The sequence below is a fragment of the Streptomyces sp. HPF1205 genome (genome assembly GCF_020400825.1).
In the GTDB taxonomy this organism is placed as follows: Bacteria; Actinomycetota; Actinomycetes; order Streptomycetales; family Streptomycetaceae; genus Actinacidiphila.
Genome location: NZ_JAINVH010000036.1, coordinates 1 through 19832, shown reverse-complemented (window position 1 = coordinate 19832; position 19832 = coordinate 1). Strand labels below are relative to the sequence as shown.

The 19832-nt window shown below is 71.5% G+C and carries 18 protein-coding genes and 1 pseudogene; 5 read left to right on the top strand and 14 right to left on the bottom strand.

Annotated features, from left to right (window positions below):
• Positions 1 to 16 precede the first annotated feature (16 nt).
• From uca to K7G61_RS29760, 3 genes are read right to left on the bottom strand one after another with little or no spacing between them, the layout of a single operon-like run.
• Positions 17 to 3604 carry an urea carboxylase gene (gene uca / locus K7G61_RS29770; RefSeq protein ID WP_225850152.1) on the bottom strand — a complete coding sequence of 1196 codons (3588 nt, stop codon included), beginning with the start codon at positions 3602 to 3604 and terminating at the stop codon, positions 17 to 19.
• Positions 3601 to 4335 (bottom strand): urea amidolyase associated protein UAAP2, encoded by a 735-nt coding sequence (locus K7G61_RS29765; protein WP_263985027.1) that lies wholly within the window; start codon positions 4333 to 4335, stop codon positions 3601 to 3603. The genes uca and K7G61_RS29765 overlap by 4 nt, the downstream gene beginning before the upstream one ends.
• Complete coding sequence (locus K7G61_RS29760; RefSeq protein ID WP_374204289.1) at positions 4332 to 5153, bottom strand: urea amidolyase associated protein UAAP1; 822 nt, start codon at positions 5151 to 5153, stop codon at positions 4332 to 4334. Before K7G61_RS29760 ends, K7G61_RS29765 begins: the two co-directional genes overlap by 4 nt.
• A 233-nt stretch (positions 5154 to 5386) precedes the next feature.
• Between K7G61_RS29760 and K7G61_RS29755 the strand changes: the two genes are divergently transcribed.
• Positions 5387 to 6055 carry a TetR/AcrR family transcriptional regulator gene (locus K7G61_RS29755; protein ID WP_225850151.1) on the top strand — a complete coding sequence of 223 codons (669 nt, stop codon included), beginning with the start codon at positions 5387 to 5389 and terminating at the stop codon, positions 6053 to 6055.
• Positions 6056 to 6122: 67 nt separating this feature from the next.
• On the opposite strand, the gene K7G61_RS29750 is transcribed toward K7G61_RS29755, so the two are convergent.
• Positions 6123 to 7664 (bottom strand): amino acid permease, encoded by a 1542-nt coding sequence (locus K7G61_RS29750; protein WP_225850150.1) that lies wholly within the window; start codon positions 7662 to 7664, stop codon positions 6123 to 6125.
• Between the two features lie 319 nt (positions 7665 to 7983).
• Positions 7984 to 8637, bottom strand: coding sequence for a pyridoxal 5'-phosphate synthase (locus K7G61_RS29745; RefSeq protein ID WP_225850149.1), 654 nt, complete (start codon positions 8635 to 8637; stop codon positions 7984 to 7986).
• Between the two features lie 446 nt (positions 8638 to 9083).
• On the opposite strand from K7G61_RS29745, the gene K7G61_RS29740 reads away from it, so the two are divergent.
• Positions 9084 to 10688 (top strand): VCBS repeat-containing protein, encoded by a 1605-nt coding sequence (locus tag K7G61_RS29740; RefSeq protein ID WP_225850148.1) that lies wholly within the window; start codon positions 9084 to 9086, stop codon positions 10686 to 10688.
• Positions 10689 to 10916: 228 nt separating this feature from the next.
• On the opposite strand, the gene K7G61_RS29735 is transcribed toward K7G61_RS29740, so the two are convergent.
• From K7G61_RS29735 to K7G61_RS29705, 6 genes and pseudogenes are all read right to left on the bottom strand, one after another.
• Positions 10917 to 11504 (bottom strand): TetR/AcrR family transcriptional regulator, encoded by a 588-nt coding sequence (locus K7G61_RS29735; RefSeq protein ID WP_225850147.1) that lies wholly within the window; start codon positions 11502 to 11504, stop codon positions 10917 to 10919.
• Between the two features lie 28 nt (positions 11505 to 11532).
• Positions 11533 to 12252, bottom strand: a complete 720-nt coding sequence (locus tag K7G61_RS29730) for an ABC transporter ATP-binding protein (protein ID WP_374204287.1) — start codon at positions 12250 to 12252, stop codon at positions 11533 to 11535.
• Positions 12249 to 13370 carry an FtsX-like permease family protein gene (locus K7G61_RS36665; RefSeq protein WP_308190738.1) on the bottom strand — a complete coding sequence of 374 codons (1122 nt, stop codon included), beginning with the start codon at positions 13368 to 13370 and terminating at the stop codon, positions 12249 to 12251. Before K7G61_RS36665 ends, K7G61_RS29730 begins: the two co-directional genes overlap by 4 nt.
• 17 nt (positions 13371 to 13387) lie before the next feature.
• Positions 13388 to 13609 (bottom strand): antibiotic biosynthesis monooxygenase, encoded by a 222-nt coding sequence (locus K7G61_RS29715; RefSeq protein ID WP_225850146.1) that lies wholly within the window; start codon positions 13607 to 13609, stop codon positions 13388 to 13390.
• Positions 13610 to 13882: 273 nt separating this feature from the next.
• Positions 13883 to 14026 (bottom strand): hypothetical protein, encoded by a 144-nt coding sequence (locus tag K7G61_RS29710; RefSeq protein ID WP_225850145.1) that lies wholly within the window; start codon positions 14024 to 14026, stop codon positions 13883 to 13885.
• Between the two features lie 26 nt (positions 14027 to 14052).
• Positions 14053 to 14202: pseudogene (locus K7G61_RS29705) on the bottom strand (ATP-binding protein); the annotation flags it as partial.
• Between the two features lie 145 nt (positions 14203 to 14347).
• Between K7G61_RS29705 and K7G61_RS29700 the strand changes: the two are divergent.
• The 3 genes from K7G61_RS29700 (at position 14348) to K7G61_RS29690 (ending at position 17385) form a co-directional block, all read left to right on the top strand.
• On the top strand, positions 14348 to 15412 hold the full coding sequence (locus K7G61_RS29700; protein ID WP_225850144.1) for a tyrosine-type recombinase/integrase: 1065 nt from the start codon (positions 14348 to 14350) through the stop codon (positions 15410 to 15412).
• A complete protein-coding gene (locus tag K7G61_RS29695) occupies positions 15409 to 15723 on the top strand; it encodes a helix-turn-helix transcriptional regulator (RefSeq protein WP_225850143.1) in 315 nt (104 codons plus the stop codon). Before K7G61_RS29700 ends, K7G61_RS29695 begins: the two co-directional genes overlap by 4 nt.
• Positions 15724 to 16389: 666 nt before the next feature.
• Positions 16390 to 17385, top strand: coding sequence for a site-specific integrase (locus K7G61_RS29690; RefSeq protein ID WP_225850142.1), 996 nt, complete (start codon positions 16390 to 16392; stop codon positions 17383 to 17385).
• Here K7G61_RS29690 and K7G61_RS29685 read toward each other — a convergent pair.
• The 3 genes from K7G61_RS29685 to istA are packed head-to-tail and all read right to left on the bottom strand — an operon-like array spanning position 17379 to position 19753.
• Complete coding sequence (locus K7G61_RS29685; protein ID WP_225850141.1) at positions 17379 to 17765, bottom strand: barstar family protein; 387 nt, start codon at positions 17763 to 17765, stop codon at positions 17379 to 17381. The genes K7G61_RS29690 and K7G61_RS29685 overlap by 7 nt on opposite strands.
• Before the next feature lie 36 nt (positions 17766 to 17801).
• Positions 17802 to 18506, bottom strand: a complete 705-nt coding sequence (gene istB, locus K7G61_RS29680; protein ID WP_308190737.1) for an IS21-like element helper ATPase IstB — start codon at positions 18504 to 18506, stop codon at positions 17802 to 17804.
• Positions 18506 to 19753 carry an IS21 family transposase gene (gene istA, locus K7G61_RS29675; protein WP_225850140.1) on the bottom strand — a complete coding sequence of 416 codons (1248 nt, stop codon included), beginning with the start codon at positions 19751 to 19753 and terminating at the stop codon, positions 18506 to 18508. Before istA ends, istB begins: the two co-directional genes overlap by 1 nt.
• Between the last annotated feature and the right edge of the window lie 79 nt (positions 19754 to 19832).

Genomic DNA, 19832 nt, shown 5'->3' with positions numbered 1-19832 from the left:
CCCGTCGGCGCGGTGCTCATCGGCCCGGCTCGATGACGACCATGACCGTGCCCGGGGTGACCTGCGTGCCCGGCGGGGTCAGGACACCGGTGACGCGGCCGCGCGCCGGGGACACGACCGTGGACTCCATCTTCATCGCTTCCAACGTGAGCAGCGGCTGCCCTGCGGCGACCGTGTCGCCGGGGCGGACGGCGACCTGCCAGACGCTCGCCGCGAACTCGGCCTCCACTGCGCAGGCGCCCGGCGGTAGTGCGGCGGCGGCGGGCCCGCCGGGGGGCGGGGGTTCGGCGTCGGCCCGGTCGAACTCGCCGGAGGCGGCCCACGCGGCGCGTTCGGCGGCGAACGCGGCGGACTGGCGGGCGCGGAAGGCCGCGATCGACTCCGCGTTGGCCGCGAGGAAGCGACGGTGCTCCGCGTACGAGAAGCGGCCCTCCTCCACGCGCGGCCGCAGGCGGCCGGCCGCCATGTCGGCCCGCAGGTCCAGGAGTTCCTCGGCGGACACCGGATACCACTTGATGCGGTCGAAGAAGCGCAGCAGCCAGGGGCGGGGAGAAGGACGGCGGGACCACACCTGGACGGTGCGGCCCACGAACTGGTAGCCGCCCGGCCCCTCCATCCCGTAGACGCACAGGTAGGCGCCGCCGATGCCGACCGAGTTCTCCGCGGTCCAGGTCCGCGCCGGGTTGTACTTGGTGGTGACCAGGCGGTGCCGCGGGTCGAGGGGGGTGGCCACGGGAGCGCCGAGATACACGTCGCCCAGGCCCAGGACAAGGTACTCGGCGTCGAAGACGGTGCGGTACACGTCGTGCACCGAGTCGAGGCCGTTGACGCGGCGGATGAACTCGATGTTCCACGGGCACCAGGGCGCGTCGTCGCGTACCCCGGCCATGTAGCGGGCGATGGCCTCGCGGGTGGCCGGGTCGTCCCAGGACAGCGGCAGGTGCACGGTCCTGCTGGGCACGACCAGTTCGTCGGTGGCGGGCAGCAGGTCCTCGGCCTCCTGGACCAGGGACAGCAGCTTCTCCGGCGGCAGCACGTCGGGGTCGACGTGCACCTGCAGGGATCGTATCCCCGGGGTGAGGTCCACCACGCCCGGCAGCCGGCGGGCCGCCAGGTGCTCGGCCAGGGCGTGTACCCGCATGCGAAGGGCGAGGTCGAGCTGCATGGGCCCGTACTCGACGAGGATGTTGTCGTCGCCGCTGCGCCGGTACGTCACGGCCGGGCGGCTCGCGGTCTTGCGGGCGCGGGCGAGGACACCCCCGTCCACCACGGCCGGCCGCCGGCCGGCCCGGGCCCCGCCGTCGGCGGACACGGGCACGAAGCGCACGGTGTCGCCGGGCCGGAACTGGCCGAGCTTCCAGCGCTCGCGGCGCACGACCGTGGCCGGGCAGACGAAACCGCCCAGCGAAGGACCGTCCGGGCCGAGCAGGACCGGCATGTCACCGGTGAAGTCCACGGCGCCGACCGCGTACGGGGTGTCGTGGATGTTGGACGGGTGCAGACCGGCCTCACCGCCGTCGGCGCGGGCCCAGCGCGGCTTGGGGCCGACGAGCCGCACGCCGGTACGGGCCGAGTTGAAGTGGACGCTCCACGAGGCCGCGTAGAAGTCGCGCATGTCCTCCTCGGTGAAGAACTCCGGCGCGGCGTGCGGTCCTTCGACCACCTCGACGGCCCACTCGGTGGCGATCGCCGGTCGCCGGGCGGGCGGGACCGGCGCGCCGGGTTCCGCCGCCCGCTCGCCGCCGTGCAGTACGTCGCCCGCGAGCAGCGCCCGGCCGCCGTGCCCGCCGAACCGGCCCAGGGTGAAGGTGGCGGCACTGCCCAGGTAGGCGGGGACGTCGAGGCCGCCGGCGAGCAGGACGTACGTGCGCAGTCCCGCGTCCCGCGGCGTCCCCACGTCGAGGACCGCCCCGGCCGGCACGGTCAGCGGCTGCCATTGGGGCACCGCCCGCCCGTCCACGGCGACCGGGGCGGGGGCGCCCGTCACGCACACGGTGGTGGGGTGGCTGAAGCGCAGCGCGGGCCCCTGCAGTGTGCACTCCAGACCGGCGGCGCCCTCGTCATTGCCCAGCGCCCGGTTGCCGAGCCGGAACGACAGGTCGTCCATCGGGCCGCACGGCGGGACGCCGACGTGCCACAGGCCGGTACGCCCGGGCCAGTCCTGCACGGTGGTCAGGGTGCCGGGACGGACCACCTCGATCCGGCGGGAGGGGTCGCCGATGCCGTCGAGGGTGGCGGTGTGGTGGGTCGCGGCCAGCAGCGCCGGTTCGGCGACGGCGGCCCGTAGCAGTCCGAGGTTGGTCTCGATGCCGTCGATCCGTGTGGCGGCCAGCGCCTCGCCGAGTCTGGTCAGCGCCTCGGCCCGGTCGACGCCGTGCGCGATCACCTTGGCGAGCAGCGGATCGTAGGCCGTGGTGACCTCGGTGCCGGTCTCCACCCAGGTGTCCACCCGTACGCCGGGCGGGAAGGCGACCCGGGTGAGGACACCGGAGCTCGGGCGGTGTCCGCGGCTGGGGTCCTCCGCGTAGATGCGGGCCTCCACGGCGTGCCCGGCCGGCGTCGCCGGCCCGGCCGCGGGCACGGCCGCACCGGGGCCGGAGGCGGCGCCGGTCCCGGGGAGGGTGCCGGACACAAAGGGGTCCGTCTCGCCGCGGGCCAGCCGCAGCATCCCTTCCACCAGGTCGATGCCGTGGGTCTGCTCGGTCACCGGGTGCTCCACCTGGAGCCGGGTGTTGACCTCCAGGAAGTACGCCTCGCCGCGCGCCGCGTCGTACACGAACTCCACCGTGCCGGCCGAACGGTAGCCGACCGACGCGCACAGGGCCCGTGCGCTGTCCGCCAGGCGGCGCCGTACGGCGCCGGGCAGGGCGGGAGCCGGCGCCTCCTCCACGACCTTCTGGTGGCGGCGCTGGAGCGAGCAGTCGCGGTCGCCGAGGGTCAGCACCCGGCCGCGGCCGTCGCCGAAGACCTGGACCTCGACGTGGCGGGCGCGTTCCACCAGCCGCTCAAGGAACGCGCCGGCCGATGAGAAGCTGGCGGCGGCCACCCGCTCCACCGACGCCCAGGCGCCGGCGAGTTCGGCGGGCGAGTGGCAGGCCCGCATCCCGATGCCGCCACCGCCGCCGGTCGCCTTGAGCATCACCGGATAGCCGAGCGCCTCGGCCGCCTCCAGGGCGGCGGCGGAGTCCGGGAGCAGTCCGGTGCCCGGCAGCAGGGGCACTCCGGCGGCCTCGGCCGCGGCCCGCGCGGTGTGCTTGGCGCCGAACAATTCCAGCTGGTGGGGGGTGGGGCCGACGAAGACCAGGCCCGCGGCCTCGCAGCGGCGGGCGAAGCCGGCGTCCTCGGACAGGAACCCGTAGCCGGGGTGGACCGCGCCCGCGCCCGTCTCGCGGGCCGCCGCGAGCACGGCCTCCACGTCGAGGTAACTGGCCTTGGCGGGCGCGGGTCCCAACCGTACCGCCGCGTCGGCGAGGGCGACGTGCGGGGCGCCGCGGTCGGGATCGGAGAAGACGGCCACCGTGCGCAGCCCCATGGCTTTGGCGGTTCGGATGACGCGGACCGCGATCTCGCCGCGGTTGGCGACCAGCAGCGTGTCGAAGGTCATGCGCCGGCCCTCCCGGCGGGAGTGGCGGCCGTGCCGGCCCGCCCGGTCGGCGCGGTGACCGTCATCCGTACCGGCGTCGGGTCGAAGCCGTTGCAGGGGTTGTTGATCTGAGGGCAGTTGGAGACCAGGACGAGGACGTCGGTCTCGGCACGCAGGGTCACTTCCAGGCCGGGCGCGGAGATGCCGTCCACGATGCCGAGGGTGCCGTCGTCCTCGACGGGGACGTTCATGAACCAGTTGACGTTGCTCACCAGGTCGCGCTTGCCCAGTCCGTAACGGCTGCCCTCGGCGAGGAAATTGTCGGCGCACGCGTGCTGGGACCAGGTGTGGTGGCCGTAGCGCAGGGTGTTGGACTCCTTGGAGCACGCGCCGCCGATCGTGTCGTGCCGGCCGCAGGTGTCGGCGACGACCGTCATCAGCGGGGTGTGCTCGCTCGACAGCAGCACGCTGCCCGTGGTCAGGAAGACACCGCCCTGCGCCTGGACCGTGTCGGGCGCGCTGTAGCGGACGGCGGTGTCGTGGGCGTCGTACACCAGGAAGTCCACCGCCTGGTTGCCGTGCAGGTCGGTGATGGTCAGCAGGGCGCCGGCCGGGACGACCGCCGACCACGGGGCGCGGGCCGGGACGTCGGTGACCACCGGTTGCGTGGTGCCGGCCGCTGGGAGCGGCGGTGCCGCCGGGTCCGCCGCCGGCGCCCCCGCGGCCTGCGGTGTCGTGCTCGTGCTTGTCATGCGGCCCCCCTCGCGGTCAGGTGCTCTGCGGTGTTCTCGAAGGCACGGCGGCCTTCCGGGCTGGCGTTCCACAGCGGGTCGCCCGGTGCCGTGGGCGCGCCCGGCCGGGCCCGGACCTCCAGCGGGCCGCACGTGTAGGCGGGGCGCGGGTCGAGCGGGTGCGGGACGTTCGCCAGCAGGACGGTCAGCGGCTGCTCGGCGCGCAGGGTGACCGCGGTTCCGGGCCCGGCGGAGCCGGTGAACTCCAGCGCCCCGTCGGGGTCCACCCGCACGCCCTGGAAGAACGATAGCGAGGGGGGCAGGTCCCGCGGGCCCAGGCCGTTCTTGGCCGCGGCCAGCTTGAACAGCTCGCGGCCCGCGGGTGAAGGACCGTGCGGCGAGCCGTCCCCGTAGCGCGCGGTGTTGCGCGCCGCGGTGGACGTGCCGCACAAGGTGTCGTGGCGGCCGCTGGTGTCGGCGATCAGGGAGGCCAGGACCTGGCCCTGGTCGGACAGCAGGAGGTGTCCGGCGCCGAGGTACGCCTGCCACTGCACCTTGACGGTGTCGGCGGTGTTCAGCCGCTCCCACGGCCGGCCGGCCGCGAAGAGCAGGAGGTGGGCGCAGGCGTCGCCGGTCGGGTCGGCCAGTCGCAGCTCGGTGCCGCGGGCCAGCGTCTTGTGCGTGTAGCCGCCGCTCGCCACGGTCTCGGCCCAGGTCAGGCCCTCGGGCGGGGGCACCCGAGGCATCGCGTCCGCGCGGGTCCCCTCCTGGGCGCGGGCGTGCTCGCGGGCACCGTCAGCGGTGGCAAGCGGGCGGTTGCGGTTCTGGCGGGTCGCCACGGTGGTGCACCTCCGGCTCGTAAGTCTCGGTCGGCCGCGCGTTCCTGTTTCTGTCGCTCGACAGAAATTAGGGGGACGCGGATTCGGGCCCGTTGCCCGGCAGTTGCGGGGGTGTTACCGGATGCTCACCGCGGGCCGAGGGGCGGTCCTCCCGCCGTCGAGGGTGCCGCGCCCGCGCCTCGGGCGGCGGGGCGCCGGTCCGGGGCCCGGCGCAGCTGTGCGACGATCAGCCGGTGAGCGGGAACGGGAAACGGGTGGGGCGGCCGCGGGCGCAGCCGCGGCCGGACAGCGGGCTGAGCCCCCGCGAGGAACTGCTGGCGGCGGCCGCCGAGTTGTTCACCACCCGCGGATACACCGCGACCACCACCCGGGCGCTGGCCGAGCGGGCGGGAATGCGGCAGGCGTCGATGTACCACTACGTCGGCGGCAAGGAGGACCTGCTTGCCGCACTCCTCGAGGGCACGGTCACCCCCTCCCTGCGGCTGGCCCGGCGGCTCCTGGCCGACACCGCCCGGCCGGCGGAGGTACGGCTGTGGGAACTGTGCCGTTCCGACGCGGAGCTGCTGTGCGCGGGCCCGTACAACCTCGGCGGCCTCTATCTGCTCCCCGAGGTCGCGGCCCCCCGTTTCGCCGCTTTCCACGAGGCGCGCGCCGCCTTGAAGTCCGCGTACGCGTCGCTCCTGTCCGGCACTGCTCCCTGCCGGGCGCTGCCCCCGGCCGGACTCGCGCTGCGCGCCGACCTGCTGTTCGCCCTGATCGAGGGCCTCATCCTGGCCCATCGCGCGCCGGCCCCGGCCGCCGCTCAGCCTTCGGCCGGTGCGTTCGCCGCCGCGGCGGCGGACGCGGCGCTGCGCGTCGCCGGCGTGTGTGAGGACGACCTGCCTGCCCTGCGCGGCGCCTGAGGCCGCGGGCGCCGCCGCGGTCCCGGCCAAGGCCTTGCCACGGGACGTGCCGCCGGCCCTGCCCCTTCTACCCCGCCGCCTCCGGCAGCGCGGCCGCCTCCGCGGACGGCCGCGCCCGGCGCAGCCGGAGCGTCCGCCAGGCGAGGCCGACGGCGAGGCTTCCGGCCACGAACAGTGGCGAGAACCACTGGAAGTACCAGTGGCCGCCGGCGGGGTCGTAGACGGCGGCGCGGGGCCAGGCGAGGTTCACCGCCATGGCCAGGCCGTACACGAGGGCGAGGGCGTTGACGGGCACGCCCCAGCGGCCGAGGGAGAACAGCGGTTTCCCGGACTCGTCGGTTCCCGAGGGCAGTTGGCCACGCAGGCGGCGCACCAGCTGAGGACCGGTGACCATCGCGTACGCCAGGTAGAGCATCACGATGCACGTGGTGCCGATGGCCAGCCACGCCTCGGGGGAGGCGAAACTGAGCACGAGCAGGGCGGCGGACAGGACACCGACCACCACGACGGGCGCGGCCGGCTGGCCGGTGCTCGGGGAGACCCGGCCCAGTGTCCGGGAGAACGGCAGCGCGCGGTCGCGCGCCATGGAGAAGATCATGCGGGTCGCCGACGTCTGGATGGCGAGCGTGGCCACGGCGACCGCCATTGCCACGTCGCACAGCAGCACCCGGCCCAGCGTTCCACCGAGCCTGCTGGTCAGGACGTACGACAGGCCGTCCCTGCCCAGGTGCCCGTCGGTCAGGCTCGGCGCGGCCAGCAGCCCGGCCAGTACCAGCAGGGACGCCAGGAGGCCGGCCGAGGCCAGCGCCCACAGGACGGTACGGGGGGCGACCCGCCGCGGGTGGCGGGTCTCCTCGCTCATCTCTCCCGCGCTGTCGAAGCCGATCATCACGTACGCGGCCGCGAACGATCCGACGAACACCGCCGACGCGCCGCCCCCGCCGTGCACGGTCACCGAGGGACCCCGGCCGGCGTGTGTGAACAGCAGCACGACGATCAGCACCGCGCCGGCGATCTCCGCGGTGACCCCGACCCGGTTCACCACCGACATCACCCTGTTGTCCAGCAGGTTGACCACCGTGGTCAGTGTCAGCAGGGCGATGCCGAGCACCGCCGCGTTGGCGGCGCCGTCGGCGGAGACCGGCGAGGTGTCCGTGCCGACCAGCTGGAAGCCGGACCACACCGCGGGCAGCACCACCTGCAGGGCCAGCGCGGCGGCGGCCACCACCACGATCTGGCCGAGCACCATGATCCAGCCCGCGTACCAGCCGAAGACCGCGTTGCCGAGCCGGCTCGCCCATTGGTAAACGGCGCCGGACAGCGGGTAGCGGGCGGCGAGTTCGGCGAAGCACGCCGCCACCAGCAACTGGCCCAGCAGCACGGCCGGCCAGGTCCAGAAGAAGCGGGGGCCGCCGAAGGAGTAGCCGAAGGCGAAGAACTGGAAGACGGTGGTCAGGACCGAGATGAACGAGAAACCGGCCGCGAAGGACGCGTACCTGCCCATGCTGCGGTGCAGTTCCTGCCGGTAGCCGAAGCCGGCCAGCGCCGCGGCGTCCCGGCGGTCGTCGGTGGGTTGCGAGCCGATGTCTGAAGGTGCGGTGGCGGTCATGGGTACCCTCTGTGCCGAATTCCTGTCGGGCGACAGAAATTAGGGACCGGGTGTTTCCGCCCGATGACGCGCTCATGTCCGTGCTGGGCCCATCTCCTCACCTCGCGCCGCAGCCACGCCGGGAGCGGTGGTCCCGGGGTGAGGGAAGAGTGGTGCGACGATCTTCGGCACGCGCGGACAGGCGCCGGGCCGGCTCGAGGAACCGGCGACCGCGGCCCGGCACGAGGTGGCACGCGTCCTCACCGGCAACGCGGCACACCAGCGACCGGCGCACCACAAGGCCGGCATCGAATCCCGGCGAACCGGCCGAACGACAGGCTCAAGGCCAGAGCAGCTCGCGCCGCCAGGCCGCGTGGCGTGTGTCCCTGCGGTAGACCAGCCGGTGGTGGACCCGGTCGGCGCTCGCCTCCCAGAACTCCACCTCGGCGGGGGTAATGGCGTAGAGCGTCCAGGTGGGCGGACACGGCACCTCGTCCCCGTAACGGGAGCCGAGGCGGTCGAACTCGGCGAGGGCGGTACGCCGGTCCGGGAGGGGACCGGGCCGGTGCAGGTGAGCGGCGAGCCGGGAGCCGCGGCCCCGTTCGGCGAAGTCGTCCTCGGAGGCGGCGCGGCCTTGGTCGGCCGCGGTTCCCACGATCCGTATCTGCCGCCCGACGAGGGGCCAGTGGAAATGGGCGGACACGTGGGGATTCGCCGCGATGTCCAGGCCCTTGCGACTGTCGGAGGGGGTCGCGAAGTACAGGTGCTCGTCGTCGATGTCCTTGACGATGAGGACCCTGCTGGACGGAACCCCCGACGCGTCGACCGTGCACAGGCTCATGGCGTGCGGTTCCAGCTGTCCGGCCGCGGCAGCCGCGAAGATCCACTCGCCGATCGCGGGCAGCGGGTTGTCCGCAGGACCGTCGTCCTCGAAGCGGCCTGCGGTCGCGTCCACGCCCACGAACACCGGAATCGTCCTGAGCCTGTCACGCATCGTCCCGTCCACGTGCACGACGCCCGCCTCTCCCCGCGTCCCCTTCGGCTGCCCGACAAGGACAAGGATAGGGAACCGTACGCCCGTGACCGTGGCTGATGACGCCCCACGCCTGCCGTGAGGGCTGCCGGACGCCCGGGCGAAGGCCGCACACCTGCCGACCCGGCCCGCCCCGGGGCGCCGATGCCGTCCGACGCGGCCGTCGCTTGCCGCGGTCCGGCCACCGCCGGGGGCGGGCCAGATGATTCTCGGGTTCGGTACGCAGATTCGAGGGGGGACGTTGCGGCGGCCGCGGCCGAGTGACCGGATCCCGTCGTCGTTGTCGGACCCCCGGCAAACATTGATCAGCGGGGCGTCGTCACCGACGAGCGCCTGTCGGACACCGGCGGGGAACCGCACACCGCGCCGGTCACCTGGGGGGATGGATGACAGCGACACAGTCAGGTATGCGCGGATTCAGGCGGGCGGCCGTCGGCGCGGCGGCCACCTTGCTGCTCGGCGGCGCGTTCGCGGCGGTCCCGGCCGCGGCCGAGGCGGCCGACGGCCTCACGCCGGCGCCGAGCGGGCTCAGCATCAGCCCCGCGCCCGTGGGCGGGGCGGACAGCGAGGGTTGTGGGGCGAGCCGGCCTTACGGATACGTCGGGAGAATCGGCGGCGAGGGAATCACCTTCTCGGCGACGTCGAACGGAAATCCGTCAGTCTGGTACGACACCGAATTCGCCGTCCAGCCGGGCGACGGATCCGCGCCGTACGACGTCACCGCCTCCGGATACGGCGGCGGCACCAGGCAACTGGTACTGCCGGCGGCGGACTTCGCGGACGGGGTCACGTACACCTGGCGCGCCCGTGACGTCGACCGGTCGGGGACGGCCTCGGACTGGTCCGGCGACTGCCATTTCGTCGTCGACCTCACGCCGCCCGCCGCACCGGTCATCACGTCCAAGGTCTTTCCACCGGACGGCTCCACGGCGCCGGCGCCACCGGTCCGCACCACCGGGACGTTCACCTTCAAGGTGTCCGGGCCCGGCTCGCAGGACACCGTCCGCTTCGAGTACGCGCTCGACAGCGACCTCGCGGTCGACGGCAACGCCTCGGTGCCGGTGGGTCCCGACGGCACCGCGAAGGTGAAACTGACGCCCACCCAGTGGGGGACCAACGTCCTCGACGTTCAGAGCGTGGACCGGGCGGGGAACGTCTCGGGGGCCGTCCAGTACACCTTCTCCGTGGCCCCCGCCGCGAAACCGGACAAGGCCGGGGACCTCAACGGCGACGGGAAAGCCGATCTGCTGGCCACCGGTACCGACGGCAAGCTGTACGTGCTGTACGGGAAGGGCGACGGCACCTTCAAGAAAGCGGTCACGTACGCGGACACCGGCGACGGGTGGGACCGGGGCAGCGTGCTCCGCGACGGTGACCTCACCTACGACGGCTACCAGGACATGTTGCGGATCAGCGGCACCGGCTACGTCACGGGGGTCCCGAACAACGGCCTCGGCGACTTCGGCACCCGCGGATCGACAACAGGCCCTTGGGAACGCGCCGACGGCACCAACTGGACGGCGGCCAAGCAGATCCTGCACGGCACCTCGGGCAGCGAGGGCACCTCCACCCGCTTCCAGGACATCCTCACCGTGGAGAACGGCCAACTCCTGCGCTGGGCAGGCCGGTTCGGAGGAATGACCTCCACCGTCCTGGCCAGCGGGCTCGACCGCAGCACGGTGATCACCCCCGGTGACATGACCGGCGACGGCATACCCGACATCCTCATCCGTGACGACGACTCCGGCACGCTCACCCTGGCCGCGGGCAACGCCGACGGCACGCTCGCCGCTCCCGCCGAGCGGACGGCGGTGGGCAAGGGCTTCACGGCCGCCCGCTATCCGCGCATCCTCAGCAGCGGCGACGCCAACGGCGACGGGATCGCGGACCTCTACGCCGCCACCCGTCACGGCGGCCTGAAGTTCTTCGCCGGCCTCCCCGGCGGCGGCTTCGCACCCCCGGTCGGCGCGCACGGCGGACTGGACTGGACGACGGTCGTCGCCGCGGACTGAGCGATGGTGGTGCCGTGCCGCCCGGTAAGGTGCCTCCCCTGCCGACGGGGAGGTACCTACTGGTGGCGCGGTACCAACGGGATGTCCGGCCGGGAGAGTGGACTGTCGCGATCGCCCCGGCCTCAGCGGCGACCCGGGTGGGCACAGGCCGCCAGGCGCGCTGAATCATTTTCCAGAGAGTGCATTCGGCCCGGCCTTCCCACCATCGTGATCGCCGGCGCCGATCTCTCAGGTCCGTGGCTTCCCCTGGAGGCCCTGGTGGATGAGGGCAAGAGTGCGGGTGGCGGTGCGGTCGGGGTCGGTGCCTTGGCCGACGGCGGTCATGGCGGCTTGGAGGAGTCCGCCGATCAGTTGGGCGGTGAGGTCGGGGTCGGTGGCGCTGAGGTCCGCGATGGCGGTGATGAGGGGGGTGTGGTGGCGGTGGTGGAGTTCGTGGACGCGGTCGCGGCATTCGGTGGGGAGGTCGGCGCGCATGAGGGCTGCGGCGGGGCGGTGCAGTCCTTGGGCGGCGAGGTGGAGTTCGGTGCGGACGAAGGCGTCGATGCGGGCGCGGGGGTCGCTCGCGGTGTCCAGTGCCCGGGCCATGGCGGTGTCGGCGGCGGTGAAGGCGTCTTCCACGATGGCTGCGAGCAGGGAGGCGCTGGAGGGGAAGTACTGGTAGAAGCTGGGGCGGGCGAGGCCGGCGCGTGCGGTGACGGCTGCCGGGGTGACGGCGGTGGCGCCCTGGTCGGCGAGGATGTCGACGGCTGCGCGGATCAGCGCCGCCCGCTGCTGGGCGCGGTGCTCAGGAACGGTTGCGGCGCTGATCTTGGGCATGGTGCCGACGGGCCTTTCGTGCTGGTGATCAGATGAGACGACCGTCGCGGAGGGTCAGGACGCGGTCTGCTGCGTCCAGTATCTCCGTGTCGTGGGTGACCATGACGGTGGCCGTGTTGTTCTTGCGGGTCTGCTCGGCCAGGAGGTCGGCGACATCGCGGGCCCGGGCCCGGTCCAGGGCGGAGGTGGGCTCGTCGACCAGGAGGACCACGGGGGACAGGACGAGTGCCCGGGCCAGGCCGATGCGCTGGCGTTCGCCGCCCGACATCTGGTGGGGGCGGCGGTCGGCGCGGTGGGCCATGCCTACCGCTTCCAGGAGTTCGGCGGCGCGGGTGCGGGCAGCGTTGTCGAGCCGCCCGGCGAGGTGGGCGGGCAGAAGGAGTTGCTCGACGGCGGTGAGGGAGGCCATCAGGTTGGCGTTCTGGAAGACGTAGCCGATGTGTTGGCGTCGGTGGGCGGTGCGCCGGCGTTCGGTGAGGGTGGTCAGGTCGGCGCCGGCGACGTGGACGGTGCCTTCTGTGGGCGTCTGCAGGCCGCCCGCGACAGCCAGCAGGCTGGACTTGCCGGAGCCGGAGGGGCCGGTGACCGCGAGGAACTCTCCCGCGGTGACGGCAAGGGTGACCTGGTCCAGGGCGGTGACCTGCTGCTCGTCGGAGCCCAGGCGGAGTGTGACGCCGGTCATGCGCAGCGCGGGAGCCGCGGTGGCGTCGTCCGCTTCGGCGGATGTCGTGGGCGCGGGACGGGTCATCGGTTGGCTCCCAGGGCGGTGAGGGCCTGCACCTTGGTGACGCGGCGGACCGCGGCGGCGGCGCCGGCCAGGCCGAGGACGATCAGCAGGATTCCGGCCAGGGTGACCTGGCCGGTCTGCAGGGAGAACGGGGCGGAGCCGTTCATGGCCCCGCCCAGGGCCAGACCGACGGCGGTACCGGCGACGGTGCCGGCCAGCAGGATGGCGGTGACCTGGGCGAGGGCGTCGCGCAGGATGTATCCGGTGCTCGCGCCCATCGCCTTGAGCAGGGCGATCTCCTGGCGTCGCTGAATGGTCCAGACCGTGAAGAAGGCGCCGACGACCAGGGCGGAGATGGCGTACAGGAATCCGCGGATCAGGGTCATGGTGCTGGATTCGGCGGTGTAGCCGGGGGAGGCGGCGTAGGCACCGGCGCGGTCGACGGTCTTGGTACCCAGCTTCCTGTCGATCGCGGCGGTGTCGGCCGAGGAGGCCAGTTGCAGGGCCACGACGGTGGCCTGCCGTGCTGCTGCGGCCGGGACCTTGCCGGGCAGGCCGTAGCGCAGCTTCTGCCACAGCGGCAGAGGCGCGTAGACGGCGCCGACATGGCCGAAGGAGGCGTGGCCGATGGTGCCGACGACGGTCACCGGCGTGCCGGTCTGGCCGACGGTGAGCCGATCGCCGACGTGGACGCCTTCCTTGACGATGTCCTTGCTGATCAGGACACCGTCGGCGCCCGCCTCGGACAGCGGCTTGCCCGAGGTCGGCGACGGGGCGAGGAAGCCGGTGGGCTCGACCCCGAAGACCGCCAGGTCCAGCTGCTTGGCACCGGGGCCGGCCAGCTGGGCGTGGATGAGCTGCTGGCCCAGCGGCTCGGCCTTGCGCACGCCCGGCTGCGCAGCCCACTTCTGCCAGGTGCCCTGAGTGACGGTGGAGCGGGAGAACAGCTCACCGGAGGCGGACTCGTCGAAAGCCAGATGGGACACCGGCAGACCGCGCAGCGCGGAGATGCCGGAGTCGGCCAGACCGGAGGCCAGGCCGGACAGGATGACGCCGAGGACCGCGATCATGGCGACGACGGCACCGATGAGAGCGAAGCGACCGCGGGCGAACCGCAGGTCGCGCAGGGCGAGGAACACGTGGGTGACCCGTTCGCTCAGGCGCCGACGGCGACGACGGTCTCGAAGGACTCCACCTCGCCGGCCATGCCCGGCGACGAGGACCGGTGCGCGGCGCGGAAGGAAGCCGACGTCCTCCAGGCGGTGAACGCCTCCTCGGACAGGTGCGCACCCATGCTCGCCGCGAACTGCTCCTCGAACCCAGAGGCAGCCGCCGCCGGAACGGGGATCCGGTTCATCACCGTAAACATCTCTGACATCACTCCACGGATCGGGCGAAGAGCCGACACCATTTGCCGACGCTCATGTCAGCATCCTAGGGCATGTTCCCGACGCCACTGTCAGCATGTGCGGCTGGATGCATCCCTCCGGTGGCCGCCAGGAGCACTCACGCCCCGAGGCAGTGGGCCGTGCGGATGGTCGCCGAAATCACGTTCACCAGCGCGGACCGGACCCCGGGCGTTCACCGCAGTGGGCGGTGTGCATCGTGAAGGAGCAGGTCACATGCCTGGTGTGTGTCGGTGTCGGGGTGTTCACGCTGGTGGTGGGCCGGTGACTTCGGTGGAGATCGCCGGTCGGCGGGCGACTTCCCGATTGGTCAGGACCAGCAGGGCCCGCACCAGCACGGTCGCCCACTTCGGATCGGTGCTGTCCGCGTACTCGTTTGAGTGCACCACCGGTACGAAGTTGTGTGCACCACTGCTCAGGCCACGTCGGTGTCCCGTTTGATGGCCTGGAGGCGGTTCTTGAGCCGGTAGCTGTTGCCGTTGATCGAGACGACTTCGCAGTGGTGCGGGAGCCGGTCGAGGATGGCGGTGGCCAGAACCTCGTCGCCGAACGCTTGTCCCCATTCATCTGGGGCTGGCACTTGTTCCCTCACGAGAGTTGCTGCTGCCGCCTGCCCGTTTCCTGTTCCTGCTGTCCTCGTTGCTTCTCGCGGTGGCTCCCCGGTTTTCAAGGTGCTGCCTTAACCATTCAGGTGCGAGGAAGGTGTGCCGATGGCCGAGGCGAGACTCCAGGTCATCGCGAGCGGGGCCGTTCCGCAGGAGCCGCTGGTCACGGATCCGTGGCAGTTCCAGACCGCATGCGTCGACGCGTTCGTCGCTTCGTGGCGGGCCCGCGGGTTCAGCCCGGTGACCATCGACAACGACATCGGTCTTCTGGAGCGGACGCTGGCCGCGTTGGGTCGGCCTGCGTGGGAGGTGACCCCGGAGGACATCGACCGAGTCGTCGGCGACCTCGCCGTGAAGGGCCGCAAGACCTCGACGCGTCGCGAGTATGTCCAGGTCCTCAAGGGGTTCCACCGGTTCCTGCAAGCCCGCAAGGCGGCCGAGATCGAGGCCGCGTTCGGCGCCCGGCTGGTCTGCCAGGTCGACGAGTTCAACGCTTCCCGGCATGTCGGCGACGATTGCCCGGCCTTGGTGCCGCCGCCGACGCCGGAGCGGGTGGCGGAGTTCTTCGACTTCATGAAGCAGCGGATCGCCACCGCCAGGAAGTACGGGCCCGCAGCGAGGGACTGTGCGATGTTCCGGACGCTGTATCACGCCGGACTCCGCTCGGAGGAGGCATCGCTGCTGGACAAGCCGGACGTGCACTTCACCCGCGGTCCTTTCGGCAAGCTCCATGTTCGCTTCGGCAAGGGAGCCCACACCTCCGGGCCGCGTCCGCGCTGGGTGCCCATGCTCGACGGCCTGGACCTGGTGCTGCGATGGTTCCTCGACGACGTGCGGCCCAAGTTTCCCAACTCGCCTGTGCTGTTCGCGGATGAGTCCGGCGGCGCCCTGCATCGCGGGACTATCCGCAACCGGCTCCGCCATCTGATGGAACTCGAAGGACGCCCGCCAGCCGCGAGGTTCAGCCCGCATGCCCTGCGGAGGGCTTGCGCGACCCACAACTACGAACGCGGCGTCGACCTTGTGACGATCCAGCAGATGCTTGGTCACTGGACCGTCAGTTCGACGATGCGGTATGTCCGGCCATCCGCGACGTTCATCGAGGATGCCTATCAGCGGGCGGTCGCCAGCACTCTGGCGGAGCTGACCGGGAAGGACACCACGGCATGAAGATCCGATGGCGGCTGAGGATGGCCGCCGCCCAGCGCGAGGTGTGGACCGGGACCGAGCTGCGGAGGCTGCTGGCGGAGAAGGCGGGCCTGGAGTTGTCCTCGGCGTCGGTGTCCGCGCTGTTCAGCAAGGAGCCCTCGCAGGTGAAGATGACCACGTTGGCCGCGTTGTGCACCGCGCTGGAGTGCACTCCCAACGACCTGATCGAGGTCGACACCGCTCCCGTCGAGCGGCCCATCACGCCACCTCGTCCCGTCGCCGACCTCCCGAAAGCCGTCTCCGCCCGGGGCCGGTCGATGCCGCCTCTGTGACTGGCGGTCGTCACGATGGGCAAGAAACAACGCGACTGCGTCACCTGTGGTGGCCCAGTCGGCTATCTCGATCGCCAGCACTGCTGCCGGTGTTGGCGCCGGATAGAGGAACAGGCATCGAAGACGGCATGCCCGTCCTGCGGCAAGGACCGCGTGCTCCACAAGGACACCGGCCGCTGCATCACTTGCTCGCGCGTCTGCGAACAGTGCGGTCATTCGATCCGTGCGGCCCATAACCGGTTCTGCGGAGTCTGCCGGCGCAAGGCCGAGCGGCTCGCCGACCAGCAGCCCTGCCCTCGCTGTGGCAGGCAGGGATATCTCCGCGAGGAGACCGGCTGGTGCGGACATTGCTCCCGGCCCCGGCAGGACAAGCAGCCCCCGCGGAGCTGCCGCGAGTGCGGGCAACTGCGACGGCATGCTGGCCTGGGCCTGTGCTCAGCCTGCTGGCAGAAACACCCCGGTCGCCCCTTCATCCGCGGCGAACACCTCCGCGACCAACTCGCGAACCCGCCCGCGTGGCTGGACGACTTCGTTGGGCATGTTGCGGCCCGCTTCTGCGTCTCCAGGGCCTGCAGCCTGATCACCGACCTCGGCAGCCTCCTGCAGGACGAGCACTCCAACTCACCCCAGGCGCTTCTGGAACGGTCGCGTCGACCAGGACGATCGATGGGCACCTTCGCCCGCGCGCTTGAGGACTTCTTCACCCATCGCGGCCTGGCCCTGCCCACTGACCAGGCCGAACGGCTTGCCGCCGGGCGGCGCAAGCGCCGCATCGGCGCCGTCCCAGAACCGCTCAGGCCGGCCGTGGCCGCTTTCGACGCCTCTCGCATGCGGGCCCAGGACCGGGCCCGCCGGGCCGGCACCCGCCCCCGCAGCAACCACACCCTGGAAGCCGCCTTGAGCATCTTGCGTGACCTGGCCCGCTTCCTCACTGAGCAGCGCGGCAAGGACGACTGGGCTCTGGTCGACGTGCAGGATGTCGAAGCCTTCGTGGCCCCCTTGCCCAAGGCCCGCAAGCGCCGTCTGGTGGTGCTGCGGCAGTTCTTCCGCTTTGCCCGCTCCAAGCACATCGTGTTGATCGACCCGACCCGCACTCTGATCGTGAAGGAACGGAACGGCTTCTGCGGCCGGACTCTCACGATTGACCAGCAGCGTGAGCTCTTTCGCCGCTGGAGGACTGACGATCAGGTTCACCCGCACGAGGCTCTGCTCGGCATGCTCGCTCTACTGCATGGTGCCTCCAGCACCGAGGTCCGGATGCTGCAGAGCACCGACATCGACGCGGTGGCTCAGACGGTCCGGCTCGGCAAGCGACCCCATACCGTCCCGCTGGATCCCGCCTCCTGGACGGTGCTGCAACGCTGCCTGGCCCACCGCGAAGCATGGCCGACGGCCAACCCGCACGTTATGGTCACCAAAGGAACCAAGGCCGGGCGAAGCCCGGCCTCAACTGCCTATCTTTCCCATGTCCTTGACGACTGTGGCTACCCACCCAGGATGATCCGCAGCACCCGCCTCCTCGACCTCGTGAACACCATGGACCCCAAGCTGGTCGCCGCCGCCTTCGGCATGGGCCCGCAAGCCACCCTGATCTTCCTCGCCGACCGCGTCGACGAGGGACGAATGGAAGGCGGTGAGGAGCGGGGCGTCCACCATCACTGAAGCCGCAGGACGCCAGGGGCGCGATCTTCGAAGATCTCGATCAACCAGTCGAAGACGGTCGTTCCGCGCTCTTCACGCGCCGCGGCCAGATCGGCCCTGACCGCTGGGCGGTTCGTGGGGTGGCAGCGCGACAGGCGGATCTGCAACTGGCGAGCCGTCTCTGGATAGCCCAGATACCCGCGAGACACCTGATGGTCCCGCCACTCAACCACGTAGTCATCGTCGTCGGGCGCCCCGAAACCACCGCTGAGGCAGTCGGCGAAGGCGTCGAGATTTCTACCGAAGTAGCCACCGGGGCCGTTGATCGCCTCACCGATGACTCGCCAGAAGTCTTCCAAAGTCCTGATCTGGCTGCCGTCCAGCACGTATATCGCGGTCACAGTCTGCAGGATATGTGCGGCTCCGTGACGTTCCCTTCATTTTGAACCCGTGCTGTTCAGGCGCTGCCTCGCACGTGTTCGCCGGAACATGTGCGCTTTGCCGAACGGCTTGTTGCCGGTCACGATCACCGAGGCACGTTCGTAACGGCCAGAGATGAACTGAAAGAAGAGGTTCGCCGCCTCGGGTTCGAAGGGGATGTAGCCGACCTCGTCAACGACGATCAGCGGGATTCGGCCCAGCCGGGCCAACTCGTCACTGAGTCTGCCCGCTTGGTGGGCCTCGGCAAGGCGGGTCACCCACTGGGCGGCGGTGGCGAAGGCCACCCGGTGGCCGGCCTGGCAAGCCCGGATGCCGAGCCCAGTGGCCAGGTGGGTCTTGCCGGTGCCGGGCGGCCCGAGGAAGATGACGTTCTCCTTGCCGACAACGAAGTCCAGCGTCCCCAGGTGGGCGATGACCTCGCGTTTCACGGACCGCTGGTGGTCGAAGTCGAAGTCTTCCAGCGACTTGCGGGAGGGGAAGCGGGCCGCCCGAATGCGTCCCTCGGCGCCATGGGAATCACGGGCGGCGACCTCACGCTGCAGGCAGGCGGCCAGATATTCCTCGTGGCTCCAGCCCTCGTCCCGGTCCCGCTCGGCGAGCCGGACAGCCGCATCCCGCAGAGCCGGAGCCTTCATCGCCTCGGTCAGATAAGCAAGTTCGGAGGAGCCATCACGGCTGTTCACCGTCTGTTTGGTGGCCATCACGCGACTCCCTCGCCGGTGCTGAGGCCGCCGTCGATGACGCCGAAGATCCGGTCATAGGTGTCCAGCGGCCGTTCTTCGACTGTGACCGGCGTCGGTGCCGCCTTCTTGCCGACGGCTGCCTTGCGGGCTGCTGCGGCAGCCGCCGCATGATCGGGGTCGGTGATGGTCTGATGGCGGGCCCAGCTGCGGGCATGACGGGCGACCTCGACTCCGTCGCAGGTCACCAGGACCTGGTCCAGGTCGGCGGCGACCTCGATGCGGCGCCCGACGGCCAGTGGGTGGACCGAGTAGTCGCAGGTGTCCAGGCGGACATAGTGATCCCGTGGCAGCCGCAGCGATGCCTTCCACCAGCCTGGTGGAGCGATCGACGGCAGGGCGAGCATGCGGGAGCGGTCGGCCTCCAGCCGGTCCGAGGGGCGGGCCTGCAAGGTGCGGTGAATACGCCGGTTCGCTCTGGTCAGCCAGTCGGCGAGCTGGATGTTGAAGTCTGCGGGCGAGGTGAACACCCGCCCTGGCAGGAACGACGTCTCCAGATAGCCGTTGGCTCGCTCGACCAGGCCCTTGGCCTCTGGGTCCCGGGGCTTGCAGAGCAGGAACTTGATGCCGAGCAGTCCCGCGAATGCGGCGCACTCTTCCGTGAGTTGGGGACCACCCGGCCGCCATGAGCCGACGGCGCCCTCGTTGTCCCAGACCAGCGCCCTGGGGACGGCTCCCAGTTCGGTCAGCAGCCGCCAGTGTCCGGCGATCAGGTCGGCGGCCGACTTTGAGGGCAGCATCCGTGCGGTGATCCACCGTGAGTAGCCCGCGACCATCACCAGCACCGGTGGCCGCCCGATCTGGCCGAAGCCCAGCGGGATGTCGGCGGGCGGGAACCACAGGTCGCACTGGCCGATCTCGCCCGGCTCATAGACCGTTCGTGAGGCCGGATCCGCAGGCCGATAGGCCGGCCGCAAGTCGCGGACGCGGTCCTTGAGCACGGTCAGGCCCCGGTCCCAGCCGATCCGCTCGGCAATCACCGTCGCCGGCATCTCGGGCCACCGCTCGAGCAGCTCGCGGATCTGCGGCTCGACCGCGTCCACGATCGAGCCCTTCGGCGCCCGCTGGTACTTCGGCGGCGCGTCGTCCGCGATCGCCCTGCGGACGGTGTTCCTCGCAATCCCCAGCTTCCTCGCGATCGCCCGCACCGGCATGTGCTCGGCCCGGTGAAGCCGACGGATCTCTGCCCAGTCCTCCACGCTGATCACCACTCCTCCCGGCCTGGCTCAACGAGCCAGACCCCTTGGAGGGGTCAACTTTCAAGCGTCGCTACTGGTCCACTTTTCA

Excerpts from the sequence above, each read along its gene's own strand:
- uca (WP_225850152.1), bottom strand. The coding sequence starts at position 3,604 with ATGACCTTCGACACGCTGCTGGTCGCCAACCGCGGCGAGATCGCGGTC.
- K7G61_RS29765 (WP_263985027.1), bottom strand. The coding sequence starts at position 4,335 with ATGACAAGCACGAGCACGACACCGCAGGCCGCGGGGGCGCCGGCGGCG.
- K7G61_RS29750 (WP_225850150.1), bottom strand. The coding sequence starts at position 7,664 with ATGACCGCCACCGCACCTTCAGACATCGGCTCGCAACCCACCGACGAC.
- K7G61_RS29745 (WP_225850149.1), bottom strand. The coding sequence starts at position 8,637 with ATGCGTGACAGGCTCAGGACGATTCCGGTGTTCGTGGGCGTGGACGCG.
- K7G61_RS29740 (WP_225850148.1), top strand. The coding sequence starts at position 9,084 with ATGCGCGGATTCAGGCGGGCGGCCGTCGGCGCGGCGGCCACCTTGCTG.
- K7G61_RS29735 (WP_225850147.1), bottom strand. The coding sequence starts at position 11,504 with ATGCCCAAGATCAGCGCCGCAACCGTTCCTGAGCACCGCGCCCAGCAG.
- K7G61_RS29730 (WP_374204287.1), bottom strand. The coding sequence starts at position 12,252 with ATGACCCGTCCCGCGCCCACGACATCCGCCGAAGCGGACGACGCCACC.
- K7G61_RS29715 (WP_225850146.1), bottom strand. The coding sequence starts at position 13,609 with ATGTCAGAGATGTTTACGGTGATGAACCGGATCCCCGTTCCGGCGGCG.
- K7G61_RS29700 (WP_225850144.1), top strand. The coding sequence starts at position 14,348 with ATGGCCGAGGCGAGACTCCAGGTCATCGCGAGCGGGGCCGTTCCGCAG.
- K7G61_RS29695 (WP_225850143.1), top strand. The coding sequence starts at position 15,409 with ATGAAGATCCGATGGCGGCTGAGGATGGCCGCCGCCCAGCGCGAGGTG.
- K7G61_RS29690 (WP_225850142.1), top strand. The coding sequence starts at position 16,390 with ATGGGCACCTTCGCCCGCGCGCTTGAGGACTTCTTCACCCATCGCGGC.
- istB (WP_308190737.1), bottom strand. The coding sequence starts at position 18,506 with ATGGCCACCAAACAGACGGTGAACAGCCGTGATGGCTCCTCCGAACTT.